Source organism: Streptomyces sp. NPDC005262, from assembly GCF_042872425.1.
Lineage (GTDB): Bacteria > Actinomycetota > Actinomycetes > Streptomycetales > Streptomycetaceae > Streptomyces.
This window is the reverse complement of the sequence record NZ_JBIAKK010000001.1, coordinates 1,084,461-1,099,788: the sequence shown is the minus strand read 5'-3', so window position 1 is coordinate 1,099,788 and position 15,328 is coordinate 1,084,461. Positions and strand designations below refer to the sequence as shown.

General features: G+C 71.4%; 15 protein-coding genes. 5 read left to right on the top strand and 10 right to left on the bottom strand.

Annotated elements, in window-relative coordinates:
• Position 1 precedes the first annotated feature (1 nt).
• A complete protein-coding gene (locus ACFYP5_RS04940) occupies positions 2-1,066 on the bottom strand; it encodes a tetratricopeptide repeat protein (RefSeq protein WP_389030554.1) in 1,065 nt (354 codons plus the stop codon).
• Positions 1,063-2,391, bottom strand: a complete 1,329-nt coding sequence (locus ACFYP5_RS04935) for an AAA family ATPase (protein ID WP_389030551.1) — start codon at positions 2,389-2,391, stop codon at positions 1,063-1,065. Before ACFYP5_RS04935 ends, ACFYP5_RS04940 begins: the two co-directional genes overlap by 4 nt.
• A gap of 435 nt (positions 2,392-2,826) precedes the next feature.
• On the opposite strand from ACFYP5_RS04935, the gene ACFYP5_RS04930 reads away from it, so the two are divergent.
• Both ACFYP5_RS04930 and ACFYP5_RS04925 read left to right on the top strand, forming a co-directional pair.
• Positions 2,827-4,620 (top strand): protein kinase, encoded by a 1,794-nt coding sequence (locus ACFYP5_RS04930; protein ID WP_389030549.1) that lies wholly within the window; start codon positions 2,827-2,829, stop codon positions 4,618-4,620.
• A 260-nt stretch (positions 4,621-4,880) separates the two neighbouring features.
• Positions 4,881-5,540 (top strand): TetR/AcrR family transcriptional regulator, encoded by a 660-nt coding sequence (locus ACFYP5_RS04925; protein ID WP_389030546.1) that lies wholly within the window; start codon positions 4,881-4,883, stop codon positions 5,538-5,540.
• Here ACFYP5_RS04925 and ACFYP5_RS04920 read toward each other — a convergent pair.
• Positions 5,521-6,252, bottom strand: a complete 732-nt coding sequence (locus tag ACFYP5_RS04920) for a GDSL-type esterase/lipase family protein (RefSeq protein ID WP_389030544.1) — start codon at positions 6,250-6,252, stop codon at positions 5,521-5,523. The genes ACFYP5_RS04925 and ACFYP5_RS04920 overlap by 20 nt on opposite strands.
• Positions 6,253-6,311: 59 nt before the next feature.
• Between ACFYP5_RS04920 and ACFYP5_RS04915 the strand changes: the two genes are divergently transcribed.
• The 3 genes from ACFYP5_RS04915 to ACFYP5_RS04905 all read left to right on the top strand — a co-directional run bounded on the left by ACFYP5_RS04915 (position 6,312) and on the right by ACFYP5_RS04905 (position 8,488).
• Positions 6,312-7,322 carry a WD40 repeat domain-containing protein gene (locus ACFYP5_RS04915; protein WP_389030541.1) on the top strand — a complete coding sequence of 337 codons (1,011 nt, stop codon included), beginning with the start codon at positions 6,312-6,314 and terminating at the stop codon, positions 7,320-7,322.
• An 80-nt stretch (positions 7,323-7,402) separates the two neighbouring features.
• A complete protein-coding gene (locus ACFYP5_RS04910; protein ID WP_389030538.1) occupies positions 7,403-7,930 on the top strand; it encodes a GNAT family N-acetyltransferase in 528 nt (175 codons plus the stop codon).
• 147 nt (positions 7,931-8,077) lie between these two features.
• A complete protein-coding gene (locus ACFYP5_RS04905; RefSeq protein ID WP_389030535.1) occupies positions 8,078-8,488 on the top strand; it encodes a DUF4259 domain-containing protein in 411 nt (136 codons plus the stop codon).
• 65 nt (positions 8,489-8,553) lie between these two features.
• On the opposite strand, the gene serC is transcribed toward ACFYP5_RS04905, so the two are convergent.
• From serC to ACFYP5_RS04870, 7 genes are all read right to left on the bottom strand, one after another.
• Positions 8,554-9,672, bottom strand: a complete 1,119-nt coding sequence (gene serC, locus ACFYP5_RS04900) for a phosphoserine transaminase (RefSeq protein ID WP_389030532.1) — start codon at positions 9,670-9,672, stop codon at positions 8,554-8,556.
• A 93-nt stretch (positions 9,673-9,765) separates the two neighbouring features.
• Positions 9,766-10,974 (bottom strand): cytochrome P450, encoded by a 1,209-nt coding sequence (locus ACFYP5_RS04895; RefSeq protein ID WP_389030529.1) that lies wholly within the window; start codon positions 10,972-10,974, stop codon positions 9,766-9,768.
• Complete coding sequence (locus tag ACFYP5_RS04890) at positions 10,974-12,227, bottom strand: cytochrome P450 (protein ID WP_389030526.1); 1,254 nt, start codon at positions 12,225-12,227, stop codon at positions 10,974-10,976. The genes ACFYP5_RS04895 and ACFYP5_RS04890 overlap by 1 nt, the downstream gene beginning before the upstream one ends.
• Positions 12,224-12,874, bottom strand: coding sequence for an ATP/GTP-binding protein (locus ACFYP5_RS04885; RefSeq protein ID WP_389030523.1), 651 nt, complete (start codon positions 12,872-12,874; stop codon positions 12,224-12,226). Before ACFYP5_RS04885 ends, ACFYP5_RS04890 begins: the two co-directional genes overlap by 4 nt.
• Complete coding sequence (locus ACFYP5_RS04880; RefSeq protein ID WP_389030521.1) at positions 12,855-13,217, bottom strand: DUF742 domain-containing protein; 363 nt, start codon at positions 13,215-13,217, stop codon at positions 12,855-12,857. Before ACFYP5_RS04880 ends, ACFYP5_RS04885 begins: the two co-directional genes overlap by 20 nt.
• Complete coding sequence (locus ACFYP5_RS04875; protein ID WP_389030518.1) at positions 13,214-13,651, bottom strand: roadblock/LC7 domain-containing protein; 438 nt, start codon at positions 13,649-13,651, stop codon at positions 13,214-13,216. The genes ACFYP5_RS04880 and ACFYP5_RS04875 overlap by 4 nt, the downstream gene beginning before the upstream one ends.
• Positions 13,648-15,138, bottom strand: a complete 1,491-nt coding sequence (locus tag ACFYP5_RS04870) for an ATP-binding protein (protein ID WP_389030515.1) — start codon at positions 15,136-15,138, stop codon at positions 13,648-13,650. The genes ACFYP5_RS04875 and ACFYP5_RS04870 overlap by 4 nt, the downstream gene beginning before the upstream one ends.
• Positions 15,139-15,328: the final 190 nt, after the last annotated feature.

Below are 15,328 nucleotides of genomic sequence, written 5' to 3'. Positions count from 1 at the left end.
GCTACCGCGTGCGCGGACGGTCGAACCAGATCGTCAGCAGCGTCGGCCCGAGCCCCACCCAGAACACCACCTGCGGAACACCCCGGTCCGTCCATGGCACCGCCACGACGGCCACCGCGCACAGCGTCCCCAGCACCGCCTGCACCAGCACCAGCCGCGCCCAGAACATCCGCCGCACCAGCGACCGGACACTCAGCTGCACCCCCGCGCGCAGCTTCCGGTAGCGCCGCCACGCGCCGAACGCCCAGACCACCCCGATCAGCGCCAGTACGTACAGCCGGGTACCGATCGGCAGCGGCAGCTCGGGTCCGTCCCCGTCGGACGGGAACAGGTTGATCGCCGCACCCGCCAGCACGAGACTCAGCACGGCGAGCCACCGGGTGCCGCGCAGCATCTGGAACACGGCCCGGTCCAGCCCCATGCGCATGCTGTCGGAACCGGGGTCGGCGGCCAGCGCGGACGCGTACACCTCCGCCCGCCGCCCGGGACCCGCGCCGGGCGCGGCGGCCTGCTTCTCGGCGAGCTCACGCAGCGCCCAGGCGCTCGTCGGGTCGAGCCGCAGCGTCTCGCGGATCGCATGGTCCCGCACGTCGAAGGCCCCGTTGAGCAGCGCCGCCTTCCACAGTCCCTGGTACACCTCCGGCTCCTCCGGGGCCAGCCGGACCGCCGTCCGGGCCAGTTCAAGCGCCTCGGGCCAGCGCGGCTGCCAGGCCATGACCGCCTCCGCGAGCGCGTTGACCGCCTGCCACGTCTGGGGGCTGATCCGCACCGCCTCCTGGGCGGCCGCGAGCGCCTCGTCCCGACGACCGGTCCTGCGCAGCCCGTACGTCCGCACGATCCACGCGTCGCAGTCCTGCGGGGCGATCCGCAGTGCCTCGCCGGTCGTGGTGATGACGTCCTCGAACTCCCGCTCGCGCAGATGGCAGCGCGCCAGCCGCACCCAGGCCCGGAAGTCCTCGGGGTCCTCGGCGAGGCGCTTGGTCAGAAGTGCCTTCGCCTCGTCCAGCCGGTCCAGGGCGATGAGGGCGGCCGCCTGCTCGGTCAGGGGGTGCTCGGCAGTGGTCACAGCTTGCGCTTCCTCTTCAGGTAGGCGAGCAACTCGTCATACATTCCGCCCTCGTTCGCGAACATCGCGACGTTGCGCGCCGAGGCGAACCAGGGATCGGTGGACGGTCGGATCTCCTTCGCCGCACCCAGCAGATCCTTCATGTTGATCATCCGGACCACCCCGGTACGGGTCGAGTCGAGCAGCGCCCGCTCCGACGCGGATTCGCAGAGGTGGGCCAGATCGGCGCCCGACAGATCCTCGGTGACCTTGACCAGCTTGCCCAGGTCGACGGATTCGATCGGCCGGTCGCGCAGGTGGTAGCGGAGGATCGCCTCACGTGCGGGCGCGTCCGGCGGCAGGACGAGCAGCGTGCGGTCGAGCCGGCCGGGGCGTCGCAGCGCGATGTCCACGTCCCAGGGGACGTTGGTCGCGGCGAGCACGAACACGCCCTCGTTGGCCCCACCGACGCCGTCCAGCTCGGTGAGCAGCTGGTTGACGGTGTTGCGCATCCCGCCGTGCTGCATACGACTGCGCTTGGCTCCCAGCGCATCAACCTCGTCCAGGAACAGCACGCACGGCGCCTGGCGGCGGGCGGTCTCGAAGACCTCGTGCATGTTGCGCTCGGAGTTGCCCATCCACATGTCGAGCACGTCGTTGATCGACACGGACATGAAGCTCGCCCCGAGCTCACCGGCCACGGCCCGCGCGATGAATGTCTTCCCGCAGCCGGGCGGCCCGTACATCAACAGCCCGCCGCGCAGGCTCTTCCCGTACAGCCTGCCCAGCTCGGGGTTGCGCATGGGGGCGAGGAACGCGGCTTCGAGGCGCTCCTTGATCTCCTCCATGCCGCCGACGTCGGCGAGCGTCACGGTACCGGGGGTGTCGACCTCCCAGACCATGGCGTCCCCCGGGTCGCCGCCGCCGTCCGCGGCGAGGGGTGACCCGGGGGCGGTCGAGGCGGGGCCGGGGGTCACGAACCGCGGCGGTACGGCGTCCGCGACCTCGTTCTCGGCGGCTGCCCAGTCGAAGCCGGTGGGCGGCGCGGCTGCGTCGGGCGCCTCCTGTGCCGGCTCCTGTGCCCGGGGTGTCTCCGGTGCCGGAGGCGGCACCGACTCCGGCTGCTCGGCAGCAGGTGCGGGCAGGCCCATCGCCCGCATCATGAGCGCCCGCGCCCCCGTGTCCCCGGGCGCGTGCTGCAACGCCACGGCTGCCTGGGCGACCGCGGCCTCGCTCAGACCCTCACCGAGCAACAGCTCGGCGAGATGCAGGCGCAGAGGTACGTCGGTGGGAGCTGCGGCGACAGCGGTCCGCATGCTCTGGATCAGGGGCGACTCGGTGGACATGCCAACACCCTACGGAGCGGTTCCGGCAGCCGGGGACGCGGCCTCCGGCGCGGCCGGCCCCTGCTGCCGCGCGGCGTACGGGAGGAAGTCCGCCCGGACGGTGGGGGAATGGGCGCGCGGGGGACGGCGAGGTCCTTGGAGGCGCGGACGCCGAAGTGACCGCGCCGAACGGACCGACGTGGCCGCTCGACTGCTCAGGGGCGGGACGCCTCTCGCGGGCGCAGGGCTGCCGTACGAGCTGACGGTCCGTGTGGTGGAGCGGGAGCCGGGTACGGCACGGTGACGTCGCCATCGTTCGCCGGCTGCTTGACCGGCCGCTGAACTGACGTCCCCCTGGCCGGAGTTCGGTACGTCCCGTCGTGGTGAGCGCCGACGGCTCGGCCTTGGATAGGGTGCCGTGTCGACGGTGGCGTTCTTCGGGGGAGACGTGAGTTCATGAATGCTCAGCAGCCGGACCGGGGGAGTTCGTCTCCGGTCTTCCAGCCGCTTGCGGGAGACGATCCGACAACCATCGGCGGATACCGGCTGGCCGCCAAGCTCGGCGCGGGCGGCATGGGCAAGGTGTATCTGTCGTACACGCCCGGTGGGCGGCCCGTGGCCATCAAGGTGATCCGCCCCGAGTTCGGGGAGGACGCGGAGTTCCGTCGCCGGTTCGCCCAGGAAGTGCAGTCCGCGCAGCGGGTGCAGGGTCTTTTCACCGCACCCGTCATCGACGCCGACACCGACGGAGCGCAGCCCTGGCTGGCCACCGCGTACGTGCCGGGGCCCTCGCTCGCCGACGCGGTCGTCGCCCATGGGGCGCTGCCCGTCGAGACGGTGCTGCTGCTGATCGCGGGCATGGCAGAGGCCCTGCACGTCATCCATGGCGCGGGCATCGTGCACCGCGATCTCAAACCGTCCAATGTGCTGCTCGCCGCCGATGGGCCCCGGGTCATCGATTTCGGTATCGCCCACGCCGCGGACGCGACCTCGCTCACCGGCAGCGGCGTCACCATCGGCACGCCCTCGTTCATGGCGCCCGAACAGGCCGCCGGGCGCAGGGTGACCGCGGCCACCGACATCTTCGCGCTCGGTCAGGTAGCCGCGTACGCGGCGACGGGGACGCCGGCTTTCGGCGAGGGGACCTCGCACGGTGTGCTCTACCGCATCGTCCATGAGGAGCCCGACCTCAGCGGAGTCCCGGAGCGGCTGACGGAACTGGTCACGCGATGCCTCGCGAAGGATCCCGAGGCCAGGCCGTCGGTCACCGAGGTCATCGGGCTCTGCCAGTCCGCGAACGGGGAGACGGTGCTGCGGCGCCCGGAGGACTGGCTGCCGGGCTCGGTCGCCGCCGACATCACCGGGCGGGCGGCGGCCCCCGCCCCAGCCCGGACCCCGCCACCACCGAACTCCGCCCCGTCCGTGGCGTACTCGCCCACCACCCCGGTGGGCCCGGCCGCCGCGCCCCCGGGCTTCGGCCCGCCCATGGCGTACCAGCCTCCTCAGCAGTACCGGACGCCCACCGCGGCACAGGCACAGGCCCATGCCCACGCTCACGCACCGACCCAGGGCCCGGCGTACGCACAGCCGTACCCCGGACACTTCGGACAGCCTGCTGCGTCGGCGCCCCGGCCCTCGAAGGGCGCGGGCGGGCGGGGCGTGGTCATCGCCCTTGCCGCCGCACTGGTCTTCGGTATCGCGGGTGGCGGCACATACGTCCTGCTCAAGGACGAGGGGCGGCAGGCGCAGAGCAGCGGCTCGTCACAGGGCAGCCAGGGCAAGGAGGACAAGCCGGAAAGTCGGGAGAGCAGCGGGGGCGGGACGGCCGGGAAGCCCGATGCCGAGCCCGCGGCGAAGCCCGTCGTCCACAAGGGCATCAACCTCACAGCCGGGTACCACCTGACCCTCGGTGACGACGACGTCCGGCCCGTGCAGGGCGAGGACGGTGAGTACGAACTCTCCTACGACACCGGCGGATATCTCGACGCGGAAAGCCAGGACGGAAACCTGGTCCTGCTCGATCCGGGGCAGAAGGGATCGCTCGACGCCTGCCGCGAGGACACCCGGTTCACCAAGAACATCTACGTGAACAAGCTCTCCAAGGGGCGGCAGATCTGCGTCACCACCGGCACGGGACACATGGGGCTGGTGACGGTGCAGGGCTTCTCGGCCGAGGATTCGCCCAGTACGTACATGACTCTGGACGTCACCGTCTGGCGCAACGCCGTCGCCTCCGGCTCGGGCGGCTGAGCCCGCGTCGCACCCGCCCCCCATGTGTGAGCCGGTCATGGGGGCGGTGACAACTCCGCCTCCTGTCAACGAAAGGGCCGGTCCGCAGCGGCAGGAGCGCGGCGGACGGACGGCGTTGGGGCGGCCGCGGAGTGTCTGTCGATCGGCGGCCGTCGAAGGCGTGGCGGATCCTCTGCTTGTGGGGCGAAACGGGGAGAATGGGCGGCGTTTCCTGGGTTGCCGCCCCGAGTCGGGATGTCGGGGCCGACGAAAGAGGACCTGTGGTGGATGCCCTGGTGAGCCGCGGAACGGGGACGGGCGAGGCGGTCGGGACGGTCCATGCGATCGCCGAGGACCGTCCGCAGTGGCGTGGACGGCTGTTGCGGGCCGGACGGGCGCTGTTCGCCGCATACGGCTACGCGAACACGACCGTCGAGCAGCTCTGTGCCGAGGCAAAGGTGCCGGTCCGGGCCTTCTCCCAGCAGTTCACCTCGCGGGAGGCGCTGTTGATCGCGCTGTACGACGAGGTGGCGACCCGCGGGCTGCGCGCGTCCGAGGCGGTCCTGCTCTCCGAAGGCATGGACGAGTGCTCGACCGAGGAGCGGTTCCGTCGCCTCTTCGACGCCTATGTGCGGGCCGTGACGGCTGATCCGCGCGCCGCGCGGGTGGCGTTCGTCGAAGTGCTGGGCGTCAGCCGCACGGTGGACGACCATCTCGCGATGTGGCGGACGATGTGGTCGGAGTTCCTGACCTGCGAGGCCGAGCGCGCCGCGGAGCGGGGGGAGGTGGGGGACGGCGACCAGCGGGTCGCGGTCATGGTGATGACCCACTCGGTCGACGAACTCCTCGCCCACCACGGCCGGCGTCCGCGTCAGGTCACGCCCGACTGGCTGACCGATGAGCTGACCCGGCTCTCCCTGATCATGCTGGGCTCGCCGTGACAGTTCGCCGCTGCCCTCGATCGCCGGACGGGCTCGACATGTAGGGAGCGCCGAGGGCCCACGCCTGGTGCATCGCATCGGCGAACGCGGCGGCCAGTTTCTGCTCGCCGGTGGGGCCGGGGTGCGTACCGTCGTAGGTGTCCGTGTGGATGTCGTAGGTGGCCGGGCGCGACGCCAGCAGGATCGGGGACTTCGGCGCGTCGAGATCGGCGACGGCCTTCGCGAGCAGTTCGTTGAAGCGGTCGCACTCGGCGGCGAACGGGGCGTCGGACTCGGCCCGGACGTTCGGTATCACAGGCAGGAGCACGGCCCTGATGTGCGGTGCGGCGGTGCGGGCGGCCTCGATGAACGCCCTCACGTTCAGGGCGGTCTGCTCGCTGTCCGTGTAGAAGCCGAGGTCTATCAGGCCGAGCGAGACGAGCAGCACGTCCGCGCGGGTCGCGGTGACCGTGTCCGCGATCACCGGGGCCATGTGCAGCCACCCCTCGCCCCAGCCCGCCAGATGGCGGCGGGCCTCGGCGGGGAACTCCGGGTCGCCGTAAGCGTACGAGACCGGGGTGTTCGTCACGGTGTCGTACAGCTCGGTGCGCGGACCGACGATCTCGTACGGGCCGTCGAAGGCCGCTTCGAGGTGCTGCCACATGCGGTAGCGCCAGGTGAAGTCGCCGGCGCGCCCGATGGTCATGGAATCGCCGACGAACATGAAACGCATGGCGACATCATGGCGGATCAACGCGCCGGGCTGCGACGTGACGATGGACACTTGACCCCATGCGTTCGTATCTGACTGCCTCCGGCGCCGCCGCGCTGCTCGTCCTCGCCGGCGCGGCCGTGACAGCGGCCCCGGCCACGGCCGACGACGGAGCTGCCGACCGCAGCTTCACGATCGAGGACCCCCGGATCACCGAGTCCAGCGGCCTCGCCGCGAGCCACGCCCACCCGGGCATCTACTGGACGCACAACGACAGCGAGGACGGTCCGTACATCTACGCCGTGGACTCCCGGACCGGGAGGACCGTCGCGACGATCACCATGCGCGGGGTCGGCGCGCCGCGCGACGTGGAGGCGATCTCGCTCGGCCCCGACGGCAACCTGTACGTCGGCGACATCGGTGACAACCTGAACGGCAGCTGGGACCACGTCTGGATCTACCGGTTCCCCGAGCCGAAGGTGCTGAAGGACGCGACGGTCCGGGCGACCCAGTTCGACGTGAAGTACGCGGACGGGGCGCGCAACGCCGAGGCGCTGATGGTCCACCCGAAGACCGGCCGCGTCTACATCGCCTCGAAGAACGAGGGCGGCGGCGGACTCTACGAAGGTCCCGCACGGCTCACCACCGGCCGGACCAATGTGTTCCGGCGGGTCGGGGAGGTGCCGTGGGTGACGGACGGGACGTTCTCGCCGGACGGGAAGGAACTGGTGCTGCGGTCCTATTTCAGCGCCCGTGGCTACGCGTTCGAGGACGGCCGGCTCGGCGCCGACCACCGCGTGGACGCGCCGCTGCAGGGGCAGGCCGAGTCCGTGACGTACACGGCGGACGGCTCGGCGCTGATGTTCGGCTCGGAGGGGGCGCGGAGCGAGGTGCTACGGGTGGACGTCGCCGGAGCGCGCGGAAACGGCAGCGACTCCAAGTCGCCCTCGAAGGACGGCGGCGGTGCGTCGTCCGCCGGCGGCGCGGGTGCGGGCGGCAGCGAGATGAAGGGCAGCACGCTGGTCGGAGCGGCGGTGCTCGCCGCCGTGGGTGCACTCGTCTTCACGAACCGGCGCCGCAAGCGCGGCTGACCGACCGCCCCCGGCCCGCTCGGTGCCACGTCCCTGGCCCGCAGCCATTCCCCGGTGCGCCGCACGTAGGGTCGGGCGCTATGACGAACCACGGGCCCCAGGCCTTCTCCACCGAGCGGCTCGACGCAACTCCGCTGCGAGCCGCGCACGCCGAGGAGATGGCGACGGTCCTCGCCGACCCGGCCCTGCACACGTACACGGGCGGCGCCCCGGAGGATCTCGACACCCTCCGGGCCCGGTACACCCGCTGGGAATCCGGCTCCCCCGACCCCGCCGAACACTGGTGGAACTGGGTACTCCGGGTCCGCGCCGACGGCCGCCTGGTGGGCTGGGTCCAGGCCACGGTGGCGGGCCCGCGGGCCGAGATCGCCTGGGTGGTCGGCACCCGGTGGCAGGGCCTGGGCTACGCGAAGGAGGCGGCGGCAGGGCTGGTGGCGCACCTGCTGGCCGGAGGGACGGTCCATACGGTCGTCGCGCACATCCACCCCGACCACACCGCGTCCGCGGCGGTGGCCGCCGCGGCAGGTCTCGTCCCCACCGACGAGTGGGAGGACGGGGAGCGGCGGTGGCGCCGCACGGACGCCTCCTCCGGTGCTGCCCTGCCTTGAGCAGATCCCCAACAGAGCATCATCGTGGGACGGTGCGCCCCCACATGTCCCGTCGGTGCTCGTCCACTCGGACGAGTGAACGAGCGGGACACGCCCGTGTCAGTGGTCGTTGGCACGATGAACCGCATCACTGAGGGAGGGGTTGCCATGGGCACCTGGGACATCGGTCATTTCGACAGCGACACCGCGGCGGACTTCTCGGGGGATCTGGACGACGCCTCGCAGGGCGAGCGTGCCGAGCTGATCCGGGCGGCTCTGACGGTCGTCGCCGGGACGCAGGACTACCTCGACTCCGACGAGGCCGTCGTGGCCGTGGCGGCGGCCGCCCTGGTGGCCGCGCAGTGCCCGGGCGGGGAGCCCGTGACGACGGCGTACGGGCCGGACGAGCCGCTTCCGGAGCTTCCCCTGGAGCTGCGGGGTCTTGCGGTTCAGGCTCTTGACCGGGTGGTGACCGAGCCGTCCGAGCTGCTCGAGCTGTGGAGCGAGGGCGGCCACGGGGAACCCTGGGAGGAAGGGATCGGCAGGCTCCGGACGGTCCTGGTGGAGGCGGCGGGGTGAGGAATGGCGAGGGGCCCTCGGTACGGATCCGTACCGAGGGCCCCTCGCAGTCGTACAGCTGCTCGTTACAGCTTCTCGATCACGTAGTCGATGCAGGCCGTCAGGGCCAGCACGTCCGCCGGGTCGATCGCCGGGAACATCGCGACACGCAGCTGGTTACGGCCCAGCTTGCGGTACGGCTCCGTGTCGACGATGCCGTTGGCGCGCAGCACCTTGGCGACCGCCGACGCGTCGATCTCGTCCGCGAAGTCGATGGTGCCGATGACCTGCGAGCGCTTCGCCGGGTCGGTGACGAACGGGGTCGCGTACTTCGACTCCTCGGCCCAGCCGTACAGGTTCCGCGCGGACGTGGCGGTGCGGCGGACCGAGAAGTCCAGGCCGCCCTGGGTGTTCAGCCAGGTCAGCTGCTCGTTCAGGAGGAACAGCGTGGCGAGCGCCGGGGTGTTGTACGTCTGGTTCTTCAGGGAGTTGTCGATCGCCGTCGGCAGCGAGAAGAACTCCGGGATGTGCCGGCCGGAGGCGTGGATGCGCGCGGCGCGCTCCAGGGCCGCCGGCGAGAACGCGGCGAGCCACAGGCCACCGTCGGCGGCGAAGGACTTCTGCGGCCCGAAGTAGTAGACGTCCGTCTCGGTGATGTCGACCGGCAGACCACCGGCGCCGGAGGTGGCGTCCACCAGGACGAGGGAGCCCTCGTCGGCACCCGCGACACGCTTGATCGGCATGGCGACACCGGTCGACGTCTCGTTCTGCGTGAACGCGTAGACGTCGACGCCCGCCTCGGCCTGCGGCTCCGGGTGGGTGCCCGGCTCGGAGGCGATGACGCTCGGGTCGGCCAGCCACGGGGCGAGCTGGGCGGCCTTCGTGAACTTCGACGAGAACTCACCGAAGTTGAGGTGCTGGGACTTCGTCTCGATCAGACCGTGCGTCGCGATGTCCCAGAAGGCGGTGGAACCGCCGTTGCCCAGGATCACCTCATAGCCCTCGGGGAGGGAGAAGAGGTCGCGCACACCCTGACGCACCGAGCCGACCAGGTTCTTGACCGGGGCCTGGCGGTGGGACGTACCGAGAAGAGACGTTCCGGTGGCGGCCAGCGCGTCGAGCGCCTCCGTCCGCACCTTGGAAGGACCGGCGCCGAAGCGTCCGTCGGAGGGCTTGATGTCAGCGGGAATCTGGATATCGGCCACGAACCGGAGCGTAGTACCTGACGGACACGGTCGAGGACCGTGTCCGTCGGATGAGACACCCGCTCCGGCCTGTGGAACACCTCGAACGGCGGATCAGCCCAGCTCGACCGGCAGGTCGTGCAGGTCGTTCTGGGTGACGATCGGCTTGTTCCGCAGCTCGGAGGCCGGGACGGCGAGCTCCAGATCCGGGAACCGCTCGTACAGCGCGGGCAGCGCCACCCCCGCCTCCAGCCGGGACAGCGCCGCCCCGGGGCACACATGCGGGCCGTGGCCGAACGCGATGTGGCGGTTGGGGGAGCGGGTGACATCGAAGTCACCGGCGGTCGGCCCGTACTGCGCCTCGTCGCGGCCCAGCGCACCGAAGGAGACGATCAGCGCCTCGCCCTTCGGCAGCACCTTGTCGCCGACCTCGACGTCCTCCGTGGCGAACCGGATCAGCACGTGCGAGGTCGGGGTGTTCCAGCGCAGGGTCTCCTCGATCACGTTCTCCCACGGCACCTCCCCGCCGAGTACCTGCTTGCGCTGCTCGGGGTGGGTCTGGAGGGCGACGACCGCGTTCACGATCAGGCTGATCGTCGTCTCGTGACCGGCCGCGATGATCAGCTGGAGGGTGTTGACGATCTCCTCGTCGGTGAGGTGGTCGCCGTTCTCGGAGGCCGCGATCAGGGCGCTCGTCAGATCGTCACCCGGGTTCTCGCGCTTGGCGTCGACGATCTTCGTGAAGAGGGCGCCGAGGTCCGCCATCATCTGCGGGACCTCCTCCGGCGGCGTCTGCGTGGAGAAGAACTTCTCGAAGAGCTCCTTCAGCCGTGGGTGGTCGGTGCCGTCCACGCCCATCAGCTCGCTGATCACGTTCATCGGCAGCGGGTACGCGAACTCCGCCTTCAGGTCGATCTGCTCGCCCCGGGGCAGCGCCGACAGCCGGTCCAGGCTCGCCGTCGTCAGTGCCTCGATGCCGGCCCGCAGCCGCTCCACCCGCTTCACGGTCAGCGCCTGCGCGACCAGGGTGCGCAGCCGGCGGTGGTCCGCACCGTCGACCGTCAGCATGGAACGGCCCGGGTTGGCGAGGCCGATCAGCGGCCAGTCCATCGGTATCTCGCCGCGCTGCCAGGCGGTCCAGACGTTGATGTCCTTGACCACCCGGCTGTCGGTGAGCAGTTGCCGCGCCTCGGCGTGGTGGGTGACCGCGTAGCAGTGCACCCCGCCAGGCAGTTCCACCTCGGCGAGCGGTCCCGCCGCGCGCAGCCGGGCGCTCTCGCCGTCGAGGTCGGTGACGAAGGGGTCAAGGGCGATCCGGGTCATCAATGGCCTCCAAGGGCGGCAGTGGGAGTGAACGTCACGGGCAGGTCCGTCAGACCCCGCAGCCAGGGTGACGGGCGCCGGGTCAGCTCTTCGGCGGGGACGGCGAGGTCGAGGTCCGGCAGCCGGTCCAGCAGCACCTCGATGCCGGTACGGGCGATGACCTCGGCGGTCTCCTGGGCCGGGAACGGGCAACGGTGCTCGCCGTGGCCGAAGGAGAGAAACGCGTTGTTGCCGCCGGTCAGTGACGAGCCGTCGGTACGGATCTGCGGATCCCCGTTGGCGGCGGCGATGCCGAGCAGCAGCAGGTCGCCCGCCTGGATGTGGCGGCCGCCGAGGTGGGTGTCGCGCGACGCCCAGCGGCCTGCCACGTTCTGCGTCGGGGTGTCCTCCCAGAGGGCCTCGTTCATGGCCTCGGCGACGCTGTGCCGACCGCCCGACAGGGACGCGGCGAACCGGTCGTCGGTGAGCATCAGCCGCAGCGAGTTGCCCATCCAGTCGGCGGTCGGCTGGTGGCCCGCGGCCATCATGACCATCAGGTCCTGGGCGATTTCCTCGTCGGTGAAGCCGCCCGGGTCGGCGAGCATCCGGGTGGCGACGTCGTCGGCGGGCCCGGCGTTCTTGTCGACCAGCAGCTGGGCCATGGACGAGGCGAGGTGCTGCTGCCCGGCGAGGGCCCGCTCCCGGCCGTCGATCATGTCGTTGATCGAGCCGACGAGTTCGAATGCGGTGTCGCTGCCGAAGCCGTAGATCTTCGCCAGGACGAGCGCCGGGAGCAGCATCGCGTAGTCGGCGATGATGTCGGTCCCGCCCTTGGAGCAGAACCGGTCGATGAGGGTGTCCGCGAAGTCCTCCGCGTACCGCTTGAGTGCGAACGGGTCGACGGCCTCCAGCGCGTTGCTGATCATCGCGGCGCGCTCGGTGTGGCGCGGGCCGACCGTGTACAGGATCGACGGCTGCCTGCGGCCGATCATCGGCAGCAGCGGCCAGTCGTCCGGGATGCGGTCCCACTGGTTCCACAGGTCGGAGTCGCGGCTGAACAGCACCGGGTCGTTGGTCAGCTGGTGCAGTTCGCGGTAGCCGAGGACGAGCCAGGCGGGTACGTCGCCGTCGAGGACGACAGGCGCCACGGCTCCGTGGTCGCGGCGCATCTCCCGGTACAGCCGGGTCGGTTCGGTCTGGAACCGGGGGCCGGAGAGCGGCGCGGGACCGTGCGGGACGGGGCAGCCGGCGGGGGGTGCCGGGGGCTGTGTCACGAGCTGGGCTCCGGGGTCTTCTGCGGTGTGGTGTCCGGGCGGGCGGCGGACGGGACGGGCACCTTGCCCTGCGCGAGCGCATGGAGGTGCTCGACCAGCGTGATCAGTACGTACTTGCTCGACGAACGGTCCCGGGCGTCGCACTCCACCAGGGGTACGTCGTCCGAGAGGTCGAGCGCCTCACGTATCTGCTGTTCGGTGTGGAGCGGGCCGCCGAAGTCGTTGCACGCCACGATGAACGGCGTGCCGTGGTGCTCCAGGCGGTCGATCGCGTACCAGGAGTCGGCGAGCCGGCGGGTGTCGACGAGGACGACGGCGCCGAGCGTGCCCGAGAACAGCCGGTCCCACAGGAACCAGAAGCGTTCCTGGCCCGGGGCGCCGAACAGGTACAGCACCGAGCGTTCGTCGAGCGTGATCCGGCCGAAGTCGAAGGCGACGGTCGTGGACGATTTCGCGTGCACTCCGTCCAGCCGGTCGACGGACTCGCCCGCGCGGGTCATGGTCTCTTCCGTGTTCAGCGGACGGATCTCGCTGACGGAACGGACCATGGTGGTCTTGCCGACCCCGAAGCCGCCGACGACGACGATCTTCAGTCCGTTGTCGGCCGTCGCCTGCAGGGCGGAACGGTCAGAGGTTGCGGAGTCCAACGAGCACCTGTTCCAGGATGTCGGGGTCGGGGAACCGGTCCGCGACACGGGCGGTACGGGGGTGACGGGCGCTGATCCGGCCGGTGGCCAGCAGATCGGACAGCATGATCCGGACGATGCTGACCGGCAGTCCGAGGCCCGCCGCGATCTCCACGACCGCGGTGGGGCGCTCGCACATGCGCAGGATGGCGACGTGCTCCGACTGCATGCCGGGGGACGGCTCGCATTCGGCGACCACCAGCGTCACCAGGTCGAACGCGTCCGAATCGGACCGGCTGCGGCCACCGGTGAGGGTGTACAGCCGGTCCGGACCGTCGTCCCGGCCGGGTCGGGGGCGGGTCATACGTCGGCGGTCGCGTCGATGGTGGCAGCCGGGTCCGCGGAGCGCGGCGGGGCGCTCAGGTGCTCGCCGAGCTGCTCGACGAGCTCGCTCATGTTGTGCCCGATGAGGCCGACATCGGCGTCCTCGGAGGCAACGACGGCGAGATGGGCGCCCGCGCCCGCCTCGACGATGAACAGCACGCCGCCGTAGAACTCGGCCATCGCGGACCGTACGCCGCCGGTGCCGTCACCGAACTCGACGGACGCGCCGTGCGACAGGCTCTGGATGCCGGCCGAGATCGCGGCCAGCTGGTCGGCCTGGTCGACGGAGAGCTCGGGGGTGCGGCACAGCTTGAGGCCGTCCCTGGACAGGACGAGGGCATGCCGGGTGCCGGGGGTGCGCTCCAGGAGCCCCTCCAGCAGCCAGTTGAGCTTCTCGTCGGTGGTCGCGGTCATCGGGTGTTGCCTTCCGGGTGCGGGGAATTGGGCCGTACAGCCTGGCGGAAGCTGCTGAAGCGCGCTGCCTGTTCCTTGGGATCGGCGGTACGGGGCCGGGGAGTTGCGGTGGCGCCGTCGGCCCGGGCGCGGGCTTCGGCGGCGGCGAGGGTGCGGCCGCGGGTGCGTCTGGGCAGTCCGCTGTCGCCGGTGGCGGGCTCGGGCGCGGGGCCGGCGCCGGTGTCGGTGGCGGGCTCGGGCGCGGGGCCGGGGCCGGTGTCGGTGTCTGCGTCGCGTTCGGTGCCGGCACCGGTGTCGGTCTTCGGCGCCGCTTCCGTCGCGTCGTGGGCGGGTTCCGGCCGGGCGGCCGGCGCGGGGGTCGCCACGTCGGCCGGGGCGGGTGCCGGGACGCCCACCGGGGCCCGGGTGATGAGTTCCTGGGGGAGCATCATCAATGCCCCCGTGCCGCCCCGCGCGGACGGCCGGAACGACACCGTAAGACCGTGCTTACGGGCCAGTCGGCCGACGACGGCCAGGCCGAGCCGGGTGCCGGACAGTCCGGCCAGATCCTGGTCGGTGGCGGACACCGCGCGCTCGGCGCGCCGCAGCTGCACATCGCTCATCACCAGCCCGCTGTCCTCGACCGTCAGCACGATCCCGGCCGGCACCTCCTCGACGTACACATGGACTTCCGCGGTGGGCGGCGAGAAGTTGGCCGCGTTGTCCAGGAGTTCGGCGAGGGCGTGCATGACACCCTCGGCGGCGTGACCGGCGATCGCGACATCACTGGTCGAGTGGAGACGTACCCGCTGATAGCCGCCGATCCGGCCCATCGCACCGCGCAGGATGGACTCCATCACGATCGGCTTCGCCCAGCGGCGCCCGGAGCGGGCACCGGTCAGCACGGCGATGGAGTCGGCCACCCGGCCGACCTGGGCGGTGCGGTGGTCCAGATGCAGCAGATCGCCGAGGATGTCCTCGGCGGAGTGCCGGTGCTCCATCTCGCGCAGGTCGGCGAGCATGCTCGTGGCCAGGGCCTGCATCCGGCCCGCGGCATTGGCGCATGCGGCCACCGCGGCGGAGCGCTCGGTGGCGCTGCGGGCCGCGCGGGCGGTCAGCTGCTCCACCTCGGCGCCCAGCCGGGCGGCCTCGGCGGCCGCCTGCTCGGCGATCCGGGCGTTCTCGGCCGAGGCGGCGGCCTTGATCCTGGCCGTCTCCGCGGTGAACCGCTGGGCCTCGGCCGCGGACGACGACACCAGCCGCGAGGTCTCCGCGGTGAACCGCTCGGCCTCCGCCGCGTGACGCGCACGCAGTAGACGCATGGTGACCCGGGCGTGCACGGTGGCGGCCACGGCGACCGACAGGAGCACGGCGGCGGCGCCCGCCCCCCAGGCCAGCGGGGTCCTTACCGAGGCGGGGGCGGCGACGACCGCCCACAGGCAGCAGGAACCGGTGACGGCCGCCGAGACCAGCAGGGCCAGTGCGGTCGGCCGGGATGAGGAGCGCAAGCGGAGTCCTTGGGGCGGACGGTGACGGACAGGGCGGATCCGGACACTTCGACACGGGAGAGGGTGAAGGCGATAACTGGAGCTGATAATTCCTAATCAAGTCGGGGTCACTATATGAGAATTGACGATCTGTTTGGGAAGCGCTTGCGTCTTTCTTTGTTACGTATGCGACTACGGAGCTGACGCATCC

What these genes read in the sequence shown, in the direction of transcription:
- ACFYP5_RS04930 (WP_389030549.1), top strand. Translation starts at nt 2,827, where the DNA reads ATGAATGCTCAGCAGCCGGACCGGGGGAGTTCGTCTCCGGTCTTCCAG.
- ACFYP5_RS04915 (WP_389030541.1), top strand. Translation starts at nt 6,312, where the DNA reads ATGCGTTCGTATCTGACTGCCTCCGGCGCCGCCGCGCTGCTCGTCCTC.
- ACFYP5_RS04910 (WP_389030538.1), top strand. Translation starts at nt 7,403, where the DNA reads ATGACGAACCACGGGCCCCAGGCCTTCTCCACCGAGCGGCTCGACGCA.
- ACFYP5_RS04935 (WP_389030551.1), bottom strand. Translation starts at nt 2,391, where the DNA reads ATGTCCACCGAGTCGCCCCTGATCCAGAGCATGCGGACCGCTGTCGCC.
- ACFYP5_RS04880 (WP_389030521.1), bottom strand. Translation starts at nt 13,217, where the DNA reads ATGACCCGCCCCCGACCCGGCCGGGACGACGGTCCGGACCGGCTGTAC.
- ACFYP5_RS04895 (WP_389030529.1), bottom strand. Translation starts at nt 10,974, where the DNA reads ATGACCCGGATCGCCCTTGACCCCTTCGTCACCGACCTCGACGGCGAG.
- ACFYP5_RS04875 (WP_389030518.1), bottom strand. Translation starts at nt 13,651, where the DNA reads ATGACCGCGACCACCGACGAGAAGCTCAACTGGCTGCTGGAGGGGCTC.
- ACFYP5_RS04905 (WP_389030535.1), top strand. Translation starts at nt 8,078, where the DNA reads ATGGGCACCTGGGACATCGGTCATTTCGACAGCGACACCGCGGCGGAC.
- ACFYP5_RS04920 (WP_389030544.1), bottom strand. Translation starts at nt 6,252, where the DNA reads ATGCGTTTCATGTTCGTCGGCGATTCCATGACCATCGGGCGCGCCGGC.